Origin of the sequence: Microvirga terricola (genome assembly GCF_011777495.1) — a bacterium.
Taxonomy (GTDB): Bacteria; Pseudomonadota; Alphaproteobacteria; order Rhizobiales; family Beijerinckiaceae; genus Microvirga; species Microvirga terricola.
Window position 1 is genome coordinate 58,988 of sequence record NZ_JAATJS010000004.1, and the last position, 15,374, is coordinate 74,361.

The following is a 15,374-nucleotide window of genomic DNA, read 5'->3' on the forward strand; positions in this document are numbered from 1 at the left end:
CCATCAACGAGGCGCCCAACGCGCCGCAGGTCTCGCCCAGCTCCACAATCCCGCCGGAAGAGCTGGACCGGATGACGGATGACATCATCGCGGCCCTCAAGACCGTTTACGACCCCGAAATCCCGTCCGATATCTACGAACTCGGCCTCATCTACCGCGTCGATATCGACGACGACCGCAATGTCGCCATCGACATGACCCTGACCGCCCCCGGCTGCCCGGTGGCGGGCGAAATGCCGGGATGGGTCGAGAACGCAGTGTCGGCTGTCCAAGGCGTGCAGGGCGTGAAGGTCAACATGGTCTTCGACCCGCCCTGGGATCAGAGCCGCATGTCCGACGAGGCGAGAGTAGCCCTCGATATGTGGTAGGAGTTTCAAAGGGCTGTGCTTAAGGGCACGGCCCTTTCTCTTTTATGAGGCCGCGGCGGTTGCCGCGTCGGGATCTTCCAGATCCGGCGAGACGGGCGGCTTCTCGACGTCGTCCTTGGGCATGGCCGCCACCATGCCGCGCGCGATTTCCTGCTCGCCCATGATCACGCGCGATGCGCCGTATTTGTCGAGGTGGTCGCGCTCAGCAGCGGAATGCGCGCGCCCGATGATGAGCAGGGACGGGTTGATGGTGCGGGCCTGCTCCACGACCGAACCGCTCTCGAACGCGTCCGGGATGGCGACGAGAAGGCAGCGCGCCTGCCCGATATGCGCAGCGGCGGCAATATCGGGGTTAGCCGCATTGCCGATGATGGTCTCGACGCCGAGCTCCTTGAGTTCCGAAACCTTGTCCTTGTTGCTGTCGATGACGAGGAAAGGCATCTTGGCTGCAAGAAGCTTGGCGCTGATGAACTTGCCGACACGTCCGTGGCCGACGAGGACGACATGGTTCGTCAGCGACGTATGGGGAATAGGCTCCCAGGTCGGCGCGATAGGCTCGGCCTCCGATGCGGCCTCCGGCTTGGCGGCGACTTCCGCTTCCTTCCTGGCGAACCAGCGGTCGAGCAGCGTGAACAGGAACGGGTTGACCAGGATCGAAAGGATCGCGCCCGCCAGAATGAGATCGCGGGCGCGCTCGGGGAGAATGTGAAGCCCCACGCCGAGGCCTGCGAGGATGAAGGAGAACTCGCCGATCTGCGCCAGGCTCGCGGCGATGGTCAGTGCCGTCGATTTCGGGTGGCCGAAGAAGCGCACGATGGCGAGCGCCGCCAGTGACTTGCCGACGACGATAATGAGGAGGGTCGCCAGCACCGGCCCGAAATCGCGGATGAGGATCGTCGGGTCGAACAGCATGCCGACCGAGATGAAGAAAAGAACCGCGAAGGCGTCGCGAAGCGGCAGTGTTTCCGATGCGGCCTGATGGCTGAGTTCCGACTCGCTTAAGACCATGCCGGCAAAGAACGCGCCGAGCGCGAAGGACACGCCGAACAGAACCGCCGCGCCATAAGCCACACCCAGCGCGATCGCCAGGACCGAGAGGCGGAACAATTCGCGCGAGCCGGTGTGGGCGACGAAATGAAGAATCCACGGGATCACCCGGCGGCCGACCATGAGCATGATGGCGACGAAGGCGGTGACCTTGCCGAGCGTGAGAGCAAGTGACGTCCAGACTGTCGTTGCATCCGCCGTTTCATTGGCCAAGGCATTGGCGATGGCGGGCAGCAGCACGAGGGTCAGCACCATCGCCAGATCTTCGACGATGAGCCAGCCGACGGCGATATGGCCGCGCTCCGTGTCGACGAGGCGGCGCTCCTGCAACGCGCGCAAGAGCACGACGGTACTTGCGACCGAGAGCGCAAGGCCGAACACGACGCCCGCGCCAATGCTCCAGCCCATCAGCCACGCGAGTCCCATGCCCAACAGCGTGGCGCTGGCGATCTGCACAATGGCGCCCGGAATCGCGATGGCTTTGACGGAGAGCAGGTCCTTCAAGGAAAAGTGAAGGCCGACGCCGAACATCAGCAGGATCACGCCGATCTCGGCGAGCTGATTGGCAAGGCTCTGGTCCGCCACGTAACCGGGCGTGAAGGGGCCGCAAAGCACGCCCGCCAAAAGGTAGCCGACGAGAGGCGAGATGCGGAAACGGTGCGCTAAAGCGCCGAGAGCAAATGCCAGAACGAGGCCGATCACAATCGTCGAAATCAGCGGCGTGTGATGCGGCATCGGCTCTCCTTCGCGTTGGGTAATCGTTCCCTTTAAATTGGAAAACCGCCTACCGCGTCAACCGAAGCGTCGCCAATCGGCCAATAAATCTCGACCTTTGGGTCCCCATATCCTATCTTGAAGGCAACGCACTCGTTCTGCCCGGGCCTTGAACCCGGCCGTCAGGAGAGAGATTCATGGCTTTACCCGGTTTCAAGGTCGTCACCTTGACCGACGCGGCGGCAAACCGCGTCAAGAGCATCATCGAAAAGGTGGATCGCCCAATCGTGGGCGTTCGCGTGGGCGTCAAGAACGGCGGCTGCGCGGGCATGTCCTATACGATGGAATATGCCGAGAGCATTTCCCCGCTCGACGAGGTGGTCGAGGACAAGGGCGTGACGGTTCTGGTCGATCCCAAGGCCGTGCTTTTCCTGCTCGGCACGGAGATGGACTTTCAGACCACCAAGATGTCCTCGCAGTTCGTGTTCAACAATCCCAACCAGACCTCGGCCTGCGGCTGCGGCGAATCCGTCGCCATCACCCCCGCGACGCCCGGCGAACTTCAATCGGCCTGATCGCGGATGGACGCGGATACGATTCGGGACATCTTTCGGAGCGTCGATCTCCTGCGCATCCGGAGGATGTTCGGAGGGCAGGGCATTTATCAGGGCGACGTGATGTTCGCCCTGGAAGCCGGTGGTGAGCTGTATCTGAAGACGGATACAGAGACGGTCGAGACCTTCCGCAGCATCAATTCCAGACCCTTCGTCTACACCGCCCATAACGGCCGGGCGATGGAGACGAGCTATTGGCTCATGCCGGATGCCTGTCTGGATGACGAGGACGAGGCGGCCCGCTTCGCCTTGCTCGCCCTCCAGGCCGCGCGCCGTGCGCAGGCGGCGAAGCCGGCCAAGGCGCGGGCGAAGCCAGCGAAGAAGCGCGCCTGATAGGTTGCCAACCTTTGTCATGACGGGGCTTGTCCCGGCCATCTCGAACATGGACGTGAAAGAAATCGGGATCACCGGGACAAGCCCGGTGATGACAAGGTTGAGGCTGACGGGCCGCTACGGTCTGGCTGCTCAAGCGAAGCGCTTCGCACCCGCCACGCAAAGCACAACGAAGCCTGTCACTGCGATCATCGTCCAAGCAACCGGCTCATGGAGCAGCAGGCCCGCCAGGGTCAGGCCGAAGAAGGGTTGGAGCAGTTGCAGCTGCCCGACGCCCGCGATGCCTCCGAGTGCGAGGCCGCGATACCAGAAGATGAAGCCCACCAGCATGCTGAAGATCGAGACGTAGGCGAGCCCGAGCCAAGCTGGAATGCCGATCCCGTTCCAGGAATCCGGCATCGTGACCAGCGTCAGGATCGCCATCATCGGCAGCGCCAGAAGCAGCGCCCATGAGATGACCTGCCAGCCGCCGAGCCGTCGGGAGAGCGTCGCTCCTTCGGCATAGCCAAGTCCGCAAACCACGATGGCGGCGATCATCAGCAGATCGCCCGTCAACGAGCCGCCGCCGCTGGTGACAAAGGCAAAGCCCGCCACCGTTGCAGCGCCGAGGCACGAGAACAGCCAGAAGGCCGGCTTTGGCCTCTCGCCGCCGCGCAGGACTCCAAAGATCGCTGTCGCGAGTGGCAGCAGACCGATGAAGACGATGGAATGCGCCGAGGTGATGTGCTGGAGCGCAAGCGCCGTCAGAAGCGGAAAGCCGACCACAACGCCGAGCGCGACGATTGCAAGCGAGCCAAGATCGCCGCGCGCAGGCCTTGCCTGCCGGAGCGCGATGAGGAGGGTTGCTGCAAGAAGCGTCGCGATGACCGCACGGGCCGAGGTCAGAAACAAAGGCGAGAAGTCACCGACGGCGACCCGCGTCGCCGGCAGAGAGCCGCTGAAGATGACGACACCCAAGAGGCCGCTGCCCCATCCGTCCGTTGTCCGATCCATGCTGCCTCGCTTTCTATGGGCCGACCCTAGAAAGCCGAGGTGGCTACCGCAAGTACGTGGAGGAATTGCGCGGGCGTCTTCGACTTCTCCATCGCGGGATGTCGAGTGCGAAGTGATAAGCTCCTCACTTGCGCGCCGTGGCCTCGATCCAGTCGGCGAAGGCCTTCACGAAATTCGCCAGGAAGGTGCGCGTGCCCTCGTTGACCAGCTTGCCGCTGTCGTCGAGGAGCGTCGTGACGTGGCCGATATAGGCCTCGGGCTGCGGCATGGCGGGGACGTTGAGGAAGACGAGCGATTGGCGCAGGTGGTGATTGGAGCCGAACCCTCCCACCGCGCCGGGCGAGACGCTGACGACCGCTCCCGGCTTCCCATCCCACGCATTCTGGCCGTAGGGGCGCGAGCCGACATCGATGGCGTTCTTGAGCGCGGCGGGCATCGAGCGGTTATATTCGGGCGTGACGAACAGAACCGCGTCGGCGGCGCGGATAGCCTGGCGCAGCGCGATCCAGGCTTCGGGCGGGGAGGCGTCTTCGTCCTGGTTGTAGAACGGCACATGGCCGATCTCGACGAACGTCAGATTCAGGCCCTCGGGCGCGAGTTCGCCCAAGGACTTCGCGATCTTGCGGGTGAAGGACTCTTTGCGAAGGCTGCCGACGAAAACCGCAACCGAACGTGCCATGACATGATCCCCGAAACGCCGCTTGTGGCTTCGGGGATTCTGTCGCCCCACGGGGTGAAGGCAAGCGTTCCTATTTGGCTTTCTTGATCGCGACGGGCCGGAGCAGGAAGGCCGGGACATGATCGCCGAGGCCGATCACCGGGGCCTCCGCTTCCTCGTGCCGCGAGCGATCCCGGCCTGCTTTCTTTTCTCTGCCTTCATGGGCGCGCTGGGGCGCGCGCTCTTCGCGTTGGGGCGCGCGCTCCTCTCGCTGAGGTGCGCGCTCCTCGCGCGGAGCGTGTTGCGCCTCTTCTCTCACCTCTCCGCGCCCTCCGCCACGGCGACCGCCGCGCTGGCGCTCTTCCTTGCGGCCGCGACCGCGCGCGGGGCGGGCCTCGGAAGCGGGCCGCTCGGCGAGGGTCGGCCCCTCCCACTCGATCGGCTGGCCGATGAGCTTCTCGATGGCAGCGAGAGACTTTTCGTCGCCGGGGCCGACAAGGGTGAAGGCAAAGCCCGTGCGTCCGGCGCGGCCGGTGCGGCCGATACGGTGCACGTAATCCTCGGCGTGATGCGGCACGTCATAATTGAAGACGTGGCTCACGGCCGGAATGTCGAGGCCGCGCGCGGCCACGTCGCTCGCCACCAGCAGGGGCGTGTCGCCGCTGCGGAAGCTGTCGAGCGCCGCCATGCGGGCGTGCTGGTCCATGTCGCCATGCAGCGCCACGACGCTGAAACCGTGCTTCTGCAGCGAGCGATGAAGCACCGCGACATCGCGCTTGCGGTTGCAGAAGATGATGGCGTTCTGCAGATCCGTCGCGTTGCGGATCAGGTCGCGCAGCGTTTCGCGCTGCTCGTAATCTTCCCGTCCCGTGGCGATGAGACGCTGCGTGATCGTCGAGGCGGTCGAGGCGGGGCGGGAGACTTCGACCTTGATCGGGTTGTGAAGGAAGGCGTCGGCCAGCCGCTGAATTTCTGGCGGCATGGTCGCGGAGAAGAACAGGGTCTGGCGCGTGAACGGCACCAGCTTCACGATCCGCTCGATATCGGGGATGAAGCCCATATCGAGCATGCGATCGGCTTCGTCGATGACGAGCAACTCGACGCCGGTCAAAAGCAGCTTGCCGCGCTCGAAATGGTCAAGCAGGCGTCCCGGCGTGGCGATCAGCACGTCGACGCCGCGTGTGATCTTGGCGTCCTGGTCGCCGAAAGAGACACCGCCGATCAGCAGCGCGACGGACAGCTTGTGATTGATCCCGTACTTGTCAAAATTGTCTTCGACCTGCGCCGCCAGCTCGCGCGTGGGTTCCAGAATGAGCGTGCGCGGCATGCGCGCACGGGCCCGGCCGCTCTCGAGCAGCGTCAACATGGGCAAGGTGAAGGCCGCGGTCTTGCCCGTGCCGGTCTGCGCGACGCCGAGAACGTCGCGGCGCGCCAGCACATGGGGGATCGCCTGCGCCTGAATGGGCGTGGGCTGGGTGTAGCCCGCCGTAGCGACGGCTTGTTGAACTTTCTCGCTAAGTCCGAGTTCGGCGAACGACATGTCTATTATGACCGTTGGAGCTGGGCGCGCTCTTCAGTGCCGGCCGCTCTCTACGGCAACAAACAGGCGCAAGATCTGGTTTCACCTGAGACATTGGCTCAGATTTAAGGTGCGGCGGGACCATAGGACAAGCTATGCGCTTGTCAATACAAGGAAAAGGCCCAATGTCCGAGACGCTCATCTTGATCCCGGGACTTGCCAATACACCCCGGCTCTACAAACCGCAAATCGAGGCCCTGTCGGGCGGCCGGACGATTCTCGTGGCAGACCATACAAAGGATGATTCGCTTCCCGCCATTGCCGCCCGGCTTTTGCGCGATGCGCCCGAGTACTTCGCCTTGGCCGGCCTCTCCATGGGCGGTTACGTCGCAATGGAAGTGCTGCGGCAGGCGCCTGGGCGCGTGGAGCGATTGGCGCTTCTTGACACCACTGCCCGTCCCGACACGCCGGAAGCTCAGCGGGATCGCGAGCGACTGATCGCGCTGGCGCAGGCGGGCCACCTGGAGCACATCATCGAGACCGTTTGGCCGCGCCTCGTCCATCCGGACCATCAATCGAACGAGGTCCTGGAGGCTGCCGTCGCGGACATGATGCGAGAGGTGGGAGCCGAGGCCTATATCCGCCAGCAGCGCGCCATCATGGCGCGCCCCGATTCATGGCCGCTTCTTCCCAGCATCGAGATTCCGACTCTCATCGTGGTTGGAGAATCGGATGCGATCACGCCGCCCTCGATCGCGCGCGAAATGGCGGAGATGATCGAGTGGGCGTCGCTCTCAGTGATTCCCGGCGCAGGTCATTTGTCGACTCTTGAACAGCCTGAGCGTGTCACGGAGGTGCTGAAACTCTGGCTCGAACGCCCCTGAACATGCCGTGCAAGCGACTCATTTGAAGTGTGGTCAACACTTCGTTACCGGCGGTTTCGCGCATTAAGAGCTGCGTAAGCGGTTATTAAACTTCTGATTTTCAAAGAAATTTTTCCCGCCGCTTAGGACGCGCCGTCAAAAAAAGTGTGGCGACGAGACGCCTTAGGGATGCGTCTGTCAGAATTCCTATGGCTAAGGTTGTGTTTGCCGCACGCACTGTTGCACGGAAGTGACAGACCTCACCGGCGGGCTGGGCTATTAGCTCCACCGTTCCCAACGTAATGAGTGGACCAAACATTATGAAAAAGATTCTTCTTTCCTCCGTTGCCCTGCTTGGCCTGACCGCTGGCGCCATGGCTGCCGACCTTCCGTCGCGCCGCGCTCCGGCTCCGGTCGTTCCGGTCGCCGTTCCTGTTTTCAGCTGGACTGGTTTCTACCTCGGCGTGAACGCTGGCGGCGCGTGGAACACGAACAACGATAAGGTGTTCGTCCCGGGCGTCGGCGTCGTCGGCGGCAACAGCAACGCTGGCTTCACCGGCGGTGGTCAGATCGGCTACAACTACCAGATGGGCATGTTCGTTCTCGGTGTTGAGACCGACCTGCAGTACGCTGACCTCGGCCGCAAGCACAACGACCTCGTTCTCCTGAACGACCCGGCTCTGGTCGCTCTTGACCGTGGCAACAGCAACAACTTCTTCGGCACGGTTCGCGCTCGCGCCGGTGTCGCATTCGATCGCGCTCTCGTTTACGCCACCGGCGGTTTCGCCTACGGCGACGTCGGCAACCGCTTCGGCGGCAACTCGACGAACGGCGGCTGGACCGTCGGCGGTGGTATCGAGTACGCCTTCACCAACAACCTGACCGCGAAGGTCGAGGGTCTGTACGTGAACCTCGAGCGCAACAGCAACAACGACCTCGTCGCTCTCGGCCTGGCGGAAGCCGCCGCGCTGAAGAACAAGAACAACGAGTTCGGTGTCATCCGCGCTGGCCTGAACTACAAGTTCAACAGCTTCTAATATCGGTTCGCTCTGGCGAACAGGAAAAGGCCCGGGGAAACCCGGGCCTTTTTGTTTTGTGCGATCCCGCTTCGCACGAAGGCGTTGTGCGCTACTGGATGATTGTCACCACCTTGCGGGTCTCCGGATCAACAAGAACAATCTCATTCTTATATTTGAAGAACCGGTAGGCCTTCACCGTCGGCACGTCGGTCACGACCGTTTCGGGGAAGGGCAGAAGTTCGACGGTCTGTGGCACCGTCCAGCCGACCACGACGTTCTCGTTCAAGGTGACGGGCTTCGCCGATTGGAGGTGTTCAATGATGACGGTGCGCTTTTCAGGGGCGATTGTGATCGACCCTGTCGTCGGAGCGCGCATGGTTTCCGAGGGATGCATCGGTGCGGGCTGCATCGGTTCCGCCGGACGCCCTGATGGATAAGGTTAAGCGCTTGCCGCAAGACCGGCAAGCAAGCCAACCGTGGTTGCTGCTGCAAATAACGTGGATCTCATCGTCAAGCTCCTCAGAATAGGGTTGAAGCCAGCCCGATCACGTCTAGAGAATCAACGTATAGTTTTGAGGCACGTTTCAGCTTTGCGCTGAGCTTTAAGGGATAAGAAGCGAGGCTCTTTTCTGCTTTCTCACGCTTGGTCGCAGCCGGGCTTTTGCCAAAAACATCACCGCAAAACTGTCAGGATTGCGATGCCGATGAAAAGAAGGCCGGCGCCGCGCCCGATCAGTTTCGTCGCGCGGGGGCTGGACACGAGAAATCCGCGGCTCAAGCCGGCGGCGAAGGCGAGGCCGCCATAGACGCTAAACTGCATCAGCACCGTCAATGCACCCATCGCCAGCGCCTGTGTCCAGATCGGACCGTATTGCGGCGAGATGAATTGCGGAAAGACCGCGAGCACGAAGAGATAGGCCTTGGGGTTGAGAAGGCACGTCATCGTTCCTTGCCGGAAAGCGACCCAAAGCGAGCGTGTCTTCGCCGCGTCGACCTCTCCGATAGTGATCGAACTGCGCAGGAGCGTGATGCCGATCCAGACCATATAGGCGGCCCCGGCGAAGAGCAGGGCGGTGAACACGGAAGGGGCGAGCTGGGTCAGCAGCCCGACGCCGACTGCGCCGAAGATCGTATGACATACGCCGCCGACCATAATGCCGCCCGTCGCCGCGAGACCCGCCCGGCGTCCGCCGGTGAGCGAGTTGGCGAGCACGAACAGCATGTCCATGCCTGGGACGATGATGATGCCGAAGAGGAGGAGGGCGAAGAGCCAGAGATTTTCGGAATAGGTCATGTCAGTTGCCAAGTTGCGCTCCGCCCTGGATCTCCTGTTCATCTCGCTTTTTCAATGGGATGATGGGCACAAGAGGAATGCCAACTGACAGCGTTGTGTCAGTTGCGACCAGAGGGACGCCATGCGCAAGGCTTCGCGCCTGTTCGAGATCATCCAAATTCTCCGGCTCGCAAAGGAGCCGGTGACGGCAGCGCAGATGGCGGAGAAGCTCAAGGTCACGCCGCGCTCGATCTATCGCGACATTGCCGCGCTTCAGGCCATGCAAGTGCCGGTTCAGGGCGGGCGGGGGATCGGTTATCTACTACGCTCCGGCTTCGATCTGCCGCCGCTCATGTTCTCCATCGAGGAGACAGAGGCGATGGTTCTCGCGTTGGCTCTCTTGGAGCGGACGGGCGACGTTGCTCTTAAGGAAGCGGCGAAGCGAGTCGGTCAGAAGATTGCGGGCGCGATGCCGCCGCCTTTGCGTCAGGCGCTCGGAGTGAACACGCTGTACGCCTGGGGTACGGTCGCGCCTTCGCCGGATGGGATTGATCTCGGGATGGTGCGCAGCGCCATTCGCGACGAACAGAAGATCGAGCTGGACTATCGCGACGAGCAGGGGCGCGCGACGCGGCGGACGATCCGTCCGCTCGCGGTTATCTACTATTCCGAAACGGCCAACGTCGTCGCGTGGTGTGAGCTGCGTGGGGATCTGCGCAACTTTCGCGCGGATCGGGTGGAGGCGAGCAGGCCGGTTGACGCCTCTTTCAAGGGCGAGGGCGACGAGCTGCGACGTCGTTGGATCGCGGGCTGGAAAGCGAGCCGGATAGAATCCTAATACCAAACAAAAAACCGGAGCCCTTTTGGGGCTCCGGTGGAGGCCGCCACGTTGCCGTGGCCGGGAGGAATTCGTCGATTCCCTTAGCAGGAATAATACATCTGGAATTCGACGGGGTGAGGCGTCATTTCGAAGCGCATCACTTCGGTCATCTTCAGCTCGATGTAGCTGTCGATGAAGTCGTCGTTGAACACGCCGCCGGCCTTCAGGAACGCGCGGTCCTTGTCGAGGCTGGCGAGCGCTTCGCGCAGCGAGCCGCAGACGGTCGGGATCTTCTTCAGCTCCTTCGGCGGCAGATCGTAGAGATCCTTGTCCATGGCCGGGCCGGGATCGATCTTGTTCAGGATGCCGTCGAGGCCGGCCATCATGATCGCCGCGAAGGCGAGATAGGGGTTTGCGGTCGGATCGGGGAAGCGAATCTCGACGCGCTTGGCCTTCGGCGACGTCGTCCACGGAATACGGCAGGAGGCGGAACGGTTGCGGGCAGAGTAGGCCAGCAGCACCGGAGCCTCATAGCCCGGGACGAGACGCTTGTAGGAGTTCGTCGACGGGTTGGTAAAGGCGTTCAGCGCCTTGGCGTGCTTGATGATGCCGCCGATGTACCACAGGCATTCCTGGCTGAGGTCGGCATACTTGTTGCCAGCGAAGAGGGGCTTGCCACCTTTCCAGAGCGACTGGTGCACGTGCATGCCCGAGCCGTTGTCGCCGAAAACCGGCTTCGGCATGAAGGTCGCGGTCTTGCCGTAGGACTGCGCGACGTTGTGGATGCAGTACTTGTAGATCTGCATTTCGTCGGCGGTCTTCACCAGCGTGTTGAACTTGGTGCCGAGCTCGTGCTGCGCGGAAGCCACTTCGTGGTGATGCTTCTCGACCGTCACGCCCATCGCGGCCATGGCGGCGAGCATTTCGCTGCGCATGTCCTGAGCGGAATCGAGCGGGGGAACCGGGAAGTAGCCGCCCTTGACCGGGATGCGGTGGCCGAGGTTGCCGCCTTCATAATCGCGGTCGCCGTTGGTCGGCAGCTCGGAGGCGTCGAGCTTGAAGCCGGTGTTGTAGGGATCGGCCATGAACTTCACGTCGTCGAACACGAAGAACTCGGCCTCGGGGCCGACATAGACCGTGTCGCCGATGCCCGTGGACTTCAGGTAGGCCTCGGCCTTCTTGGCGATGCCGCGCGGATCGCGGTTATAGGCTTCGCCGGTTGCTGGCTCGAGAATGTCACAGACGATGGACAGGGTCGAAGCCGAGAAGAACGGATCGATCTGCGCGCTCGCCGGATCGGGCATGAGGGTCATGTCGGATTCGTTGATCGCCTTCCAGCCGGCGATGGACGAGCCGTCGAACATGACACCGTCGGCGAACAGGTCTTCGTCAACCATCGAGGAATCGAAGGTGACGTGCTGCCACTTGCCGCGCGGATCGGTGAAACGGAAATCGACATACTTGATGTCGTTGTCCTTGATCGCTTTCAGCACATCCTTGGCGGTCTGCATGATCGTGTGGTCCTCTTTTGCCCTTTTGGAAATGTTCGCGGCGTTGAAGCCGTGACTTAGGAAAAGCGAGATCAGATCGCGTCGGATCCGGTCTCACCCGTTCTGATGCGGACGGCCTCTTCGACCGTCGATACGAAAATCTTGCCGTCGCCGATCCGGCCCGTCTGGGCGGCCTTGCGAATGGCGTCAATGGCGCTTTCGACCATCTCGTCGGAGAGAACGATTTCGAGCTTCACCTTCGGGAGAAAGTCGACGACGTATTCCGCGCCGCGATAGAGCTCGGTATGGCCCTTCTGGCGCCCGAAACCCTTTGCCTCGATGACGGTGATGCCTTGCAGGCCGACTTCCTGGAGAGCTTCTTTGACTTCATCAAGCTTGAAAGGCTTGATGATGGCTTCGATTTTCTTCATCGCTGGACCGCTTCAATTCGAGGTTTGCCGCTTTTAGCACCACCAAGGGGGTGCCTTCCATGGGATCATGTTTCCAAAGGCAGCAGTTTTGCCGCCTCAGGCGGCACATGATGATTAAAGTTTGTGCATTTGCAACTTTGCTGGTCGTCTGCTTTTCCGCTCAAGCTAAGTCTTCATCATGAACCGCCCAGAACTCATTCTCACCCCGATAGAAATGAAGCAGGCCGACGCCGCGACCATAGCCGCCGGCACGCCGGGGATTGACCTCATGACCCGCGCCGGGCGCGCCGTGGCTGACAAGGCGGCGGAGATGACGGCGCGGGGAGGCCGCATTGTCGTGGCGGCGGGGCCTGGGAACAATGGCGGAGACGGTTTCGTCGCTGCGCGGCTTCTGGAGCAGCAGGGCTATCGCGTGTCTCTCGGTCTGGTCGGACAGCGTGAGCGGTTGACGGGGGATTCCGCCTTGGCGGCTGAGGGCTGGCGCGGCGAAATCGTGGCTGCCGAGAATCTGCCTTTTCAGCAAGCAGACCTTATTATCGATGCGCTCTTCGGCACCGGCCTGACCCGCGGCCTGGAAGGGGCAGCGCGCATCGCCGTCGAGCGGATGAATATGTCCGGGCGACCGATCCTTTCCGTCGATCTGCCATCGGGCATCGACGGGGATACAGGCGAGCCCCTCGGTGTGGCCGTGAAGGCGGCGGCGACCATAACCTTTGCCGCGCGCAAGCCGTGCCACCTGCTCATGCCGGGGCGCACCTTCTGCGGCCCGGTGACGGTGGCCGATATTGGCATCACTCCGGAGACGCTGGCCGCCACCGGCGCGCGGATTTGGGCGAACAGCCCGCCCCTTTGGCTTCATGCTTTGCCACGACCCGGGACTGCCTCCCACAAATATGACCGCGGCCACACGCTGGTGGCGTCGGGCGGCGCGACGCGGACGGGCGCGGCTCGCCTTGCAGCGCGAGCCGCACTGCGGATCGGCTCTGGCCTTGTGACCGTGGCCTCGCCACCGGAGGCACTGGGCGTCAACGCGGCACATCTCACCGCCGTCATGCTGCGCGGCTGCGACGGGCCGGAAGGGCTCTACGCGATCCTGAAGGACATGCGCTTCAACTCCCTTGTCATGGGGCCGGCGCTGGGGGTGAATGCCAACACCCGCGCCATGGTCGCTGTCGCCGTGAACGCGCGACGCAGCCTTGTGCTCGATGCGGATGCGCTGACCTCGTTCGAGGGGATCGCGGAGGAACTGCGCCAGGTCCTCCGCCACGCGCCGACCGTTCTCACGCCGCATGGCGGCGAGTTCGGGCGTTTGTTTAGCGGTCACCCGGATATTCTTGATCCGCCTTCGAAAATCGAGCGCGCACGACGCGCGGCGCTCTATACCGGCGCTGTGGTGGTGCTGAAAGGGCCGGACACGGTTATCGCCGCACCGGACGGCCGGGCGGCGGTCAATGAGAACGGCACGCCTTATCTGGCGACGGCCGGGTCGGGCGATACGCTTTGCGGCATCATCGGAGGGCTGATGGCGCAGGGCGTCGATGCCTTCGAGGCGGCGAGTGCGGGCGCATGGATTCATGCGGAGGCGGGCGCGAGCTTTGGACCGGGCCTGATCGCTGAGGATCTGGCCGATCTCTTGCCGAATGTCTTGCGGGGCCTGCTCACGTAACTTCGATCCAGGTCCACAGGCCCGCATCGAACCGCTCCATCACTGTCGAGGCCAAAAGCCATTTGCCAGGATTGTCGGCGACGAAAGCAATGCGGATGGTTCGGTTTTCGGGCACCTGAACTGTGTCGAGAAAATAAGGATCCCATCCGTCATCGAAGGGATGGAGCAGGCGGAAGACGTGGCCGTGCAGGTGCATCGGTTGGATAAACGCGCTCTGGTTCACCAGCGCCAGCACGACCGGCGAGCCGCGCTTCACTTTGAGGAGTGGCGCGCCCGAGGCATCGCCCGGAGCACCGTTCACGGTCCATCCCGTCGGCGCGTCCTTGATGACCACGTCCTGACGGGCCGCGCTCTGGAGCTTGATGGCATCCGGCAGGTTCTTGTTGGGCGGCAGCGGCGCGATGTCCGGCCGGGTCGGAAGCTTCTCTCGGGTGGTCAAGAACTCGGCCAGCGGAATGCCATCGCCAATGGCGGCGACGATGGCTCCCTTGGCACCGGCCTCCATTGGCAGGTCCACCAACAGGTCGTAGCGGTTGCCCGGAGCGAAGGGCAGGGAGCCTCTCAGCGGCTCAAAGGTTTCCGTCGGCTGCCCGTCGATGGCTATGACGGAGGGCTTCAGCTCATCGAAGCGCAGGCGCATGGCGCGAGCGTTGCAGGCATTGGCGAGGCGAAGCCGCAGGCGCGCGCCTTGCGGCGCCTCGATCCGCTGCGGCGGCGCCTTCCCGGTGACGCTCAGCCAGTTGCCGAGCCGCCCGGTCAACGGAGCCGGATCGAAGGGCGCGAGCGCCCCATCCTCAGTCAGGCTCCAGTCGTCAATGACGAGGGCGATGTCCCGATCTACCAGCGGCGGGTTCGGCTCTTTGACTATGAGGAGCCCGAAAAGACCCCGCTCCAGCGGTTCGGCGCTGCCGCCCAAAACGCAGGGGCGGATGAGGAATGTGCCCGGGTCAGGCGGCGCGAAGGTGTAGAAGAAGCTCTCTCCCGGTGCGACCGGCCTTTGTGTCAGACCTCCGACCCCGTCCATGGCATTCGGGCCTCGAACGCCATGAAAGTGCAGGGAAAGGAGCAGAGGGGTCTCATTCTTGAGCGACAGGCGTAAATCCGCCCCGTGTCTTACGCTGAAAACACGGCTCAGTTGGCCGTCGAAGGCCCAGACGTTTGCTTCCTTGGCTGCATTGGGGCGAAGGCGCATTGCGGTCGGCTTCGCTGTAACTGTCTGGATCGGCCCCGGGGAGACCTGCGCTCCCGTGCGTCCCGTCAACCCGATCAGGGTCGTGGCAAGACCGGCAGTAGCGGCGCGGCGGGTGATCATGGAGAGGTGTGTTTCAGGGTGGGGGACGTGGCTCGGCAATGAACATATGCCGCGCGTCGGCTTCGACCATGTCTCCGTCATGAAAACGGCCCCCGCGATCTTCTTCTGGTATGTGGATGGTCGTTTACTGGCGCGGCCGACCTGCCGGATCGGGACGGATCCTTAAGGTTGCCCCTGCGAACTTTTTTGATGCGCGGGTCGTGGACCGTGCTATAGAGCCCCGTCCGGACGAGGGGCGCGTTCACCGCGCCGCC

General features: G+C 63.0%; 16 protein-coding genes. 7 read left to right on the plus strand and 9 right to left on the minus strand.

Going from position 1 to position 15,374, the window contains the following annotated elements; translation table 11 throughout:
* Nucleotides 1–71: 71 nt before the first annotated feature.
* Nucleotides 72–368: an SUF system Fe-S cluster assembly protein gene (locus HB375_RS12390; RefSeq protein WP_246728503.1), complete on the plus strand. Its 297-nt coding sequence runs from the start codon at nucleotides 72–74 to the stop codon at nucleotides 366–368.
* Between the two features lie 42 nt (nucleotides 369–410).
* Here HB375_RS12390 and ybaL read toward each other — a convergent pair whose 3' ends face one another.
* Complete coding sequence (gene ybaL, locus HB375_RS12395; protein WP_167673326.1) at nucleotides 411–2,150, minus strand: YbaL family putative K(+) efflux transporter; 1,740 nt, start codon at nucleotides 2,148–2,150, stop codon at nucleotides 411–413.
* A gap of 176 nt (nucleotides 2,151–2,326) precedes the next feature.
* Between ybaL and HB375_RS12400 the strand changes: the two genes are divergently transcribed.
* Together HB375_RS12400 and HB375_RS12405 are read left to right on the plus strand one after the other, a co-directional pair.
* Nucleotides 2,327–2,704, plus strand: a complete 378-nt coding sequence (locus HB375_RS12400) for a HesB/IscA family protein (RefSeq protein WP_167673327.1) — start codon at nucleotides 2,327–2,329, stop codon at nucleotides 2,702–2,704.
* Between the two features lie 6 nt (nucleotides 2,705–2,710).
* Nucleotides 2,711–3,076, plus strand: a complete 366-nt coding sequence (locus tag HB375_RS12405; RefSeq protein WP_167673328.1) for a TfoX/Sxy family protein — start codon at nucleotides 2,711–2,713, stop codon at nucleotides 3,074–3,076.
* A gap of 132 nt (nucleotides 3,077–3,208) precedes the next feature.
* On the opposite strand, the gene HB375_RS12410 is transcribed toward HB375_RS12405, so the two are convergent.
* The 3 genes from HB375_RS12410 to HB375_RS12420 form a co-directional block, all read right to left on the minus strand.
* The gene (locus HB375_RS12410; protein WP_167673329.1) at nucleotides 3,209–4,069 is read right to left on the minus strand and encodes a DMT family transporter; all 861 of its coding nucleotides are present in this window, start codon (nucleotides 4,067–4,069) and stop codon (nucleotides 3,209–3,211) included.
* A 124-nt stretch (nucleotides 4,070–4,193) separates the two neighbouring features.
* A complete protein-coding gene (locus HB375_RS12415) occupies nucleotides 4,194–4,748 on the minus strand; it encodes an NADPH-dependent FMN reductase (protein WP_167673330.1) in 555 nt (184 codons plus the stop codon).
* 70 nt (nucleotides 4,749–4,818) lie between these two features.
* Entirely contained in the window at nucleotides 4,819–6,267 is a 1,449-nt protein-coding gene (locus HB375_RS12420; RefSeq protein WP_167673331.1) for a DEAD/DEAH box helicase, read from the minus strand.
* A gap of 164 nt (nucleotides 6,268–6,431) precedes the next feature.
* On the opposite strand from HB375_RS12420, the gene HB375_RS12425 reads away from it, so the two are divergent.
* A complete protein-coding gene (locus tag HB375_RS12425) occupies nucleotides 6,432–7,130 on the plus strand; it encodes an alpha/beta fold hydrolase (RefSeq protein WP_167673332.1) in 699 nt (232 codons plus the stop codon).
* 299 nt (nucleotides 7,131–7,429) lie between these two features.
* A complete protein-coding gene (locus HB375_RS12430; RefSeq protein ID WP_167673333.1) occupies nucleotides 7,430–8,146 on the plus strand; it encodes an outer membrane protein in 717 nt (238 codons plus the stop codon).
* Nucleotides 8,147–8,237: 91 nt separating this feature from the next.
* On the opposite strand, the gene HB375_RS12435 is transcribed toward HB375_RS12430, so the two are convergent.
* Complete coding sequence (locus HB375_RS12435) at nucleotides 8,238–8,537, minus strand: DUF1236 domain-containing protein (RefSeq protein WP_167673334.1); 300 nt, start codon at nucleotides 8,535–8,537, stop codon at nucleotides 8,238–8,240.
* A gap of 264 nt (nucleotides 8,538–8,801) precedes the next feature.
* On the minus strand, nucleotides 8,802–9,422 hold the full coding sequence (locus HB375_RS12440) for a LysE family translocator (RefSeq protein ID WP_167673726.1): 621 nt from the start codon (nucleotides 9,420–9,422) through the stop codon (nucleotides 8,802–8,804).
* 121 nt (nucleotides 9,423–9,543) lie between these two features.
* On the opposite strand from HB375_RS12440, the gene HB375_RS12445 reads away from it, so the two are divergent.
* Nucleotides 9,544–10,239 carry a helix-turn-helix transcriptional regulator gene (locus HB375_RS12445; protein WP_167673335.1) on the plus strand — a complete coding sequence of 232 codons (696 nt, stop codon included), beginning with the start codon at nucleotides 9,544–9,546 and terminating at the stop codon, nucleotides 10,237–10,239.
* Between the two features lie 83 nt (nucleotides 10,240–10,322).
* Here HB375_RS12445 and glnA read toward each other — a convergent pair whose 3' ends face one another.
* Nucleotides 10,323–11,732, minus strand: coding sequence for a type I glutamate--ammonia ligase (gene glnA / locus HB375_RS12450; protein WP_167673336.1), 1,410 nt, complete (start codon nucleotides 11,730–11,732; stop codon nucleotides 10,323–10,325).
* A 71-nt stretch (nucleotides 11,733–11,803) separates the two neighbouring features.
* Complete coding sequence (locus HB375_RS12455) at nucleotides 11,804–12,142, minus strand: P-II family nitrogen regulator (RefSeq protein WP_167673337.1); 339 nt, start codon at nucleotides 12,140–12,142, stop codon at nucleotides 11,804–11,806.
* 178 nt (nucleotides 12,143–12,320) lie between these two features.
* Between HB375_RS12455 and HB375_RS12460 the strand changes: the two genes are divergently transcribed.
* A complete protein-coding gene (locus tag HB375_RS12460; protein ID WP_167673338.1) occupies nucleotides 12,321–13,808 on the plus strand; it encodes an NAD(P)H-hydrate dehydratase in 1,488 nt (495 codons plus the stop codon).
* Here the strand turns inward: HB375_RS12460 and HB375_RS12465 are convergent.
* Complete coding sequence (locus tag HB375_RS12465) at nucleotides 13,801–15,120, minus strand: multicopper oxidase family protein (protein ID WP_167673727.1); 1,320 nt, start codon at nucleotides 15,118–15,120, stop codon at nucleotides 13,801–13,803. The genes HB375_RS12460 and HB375_RS12465 overlap by 8 nt on opposite strands.
* Nucleotides 15,121–15,374: the final 254 nt, after the last annotated feature.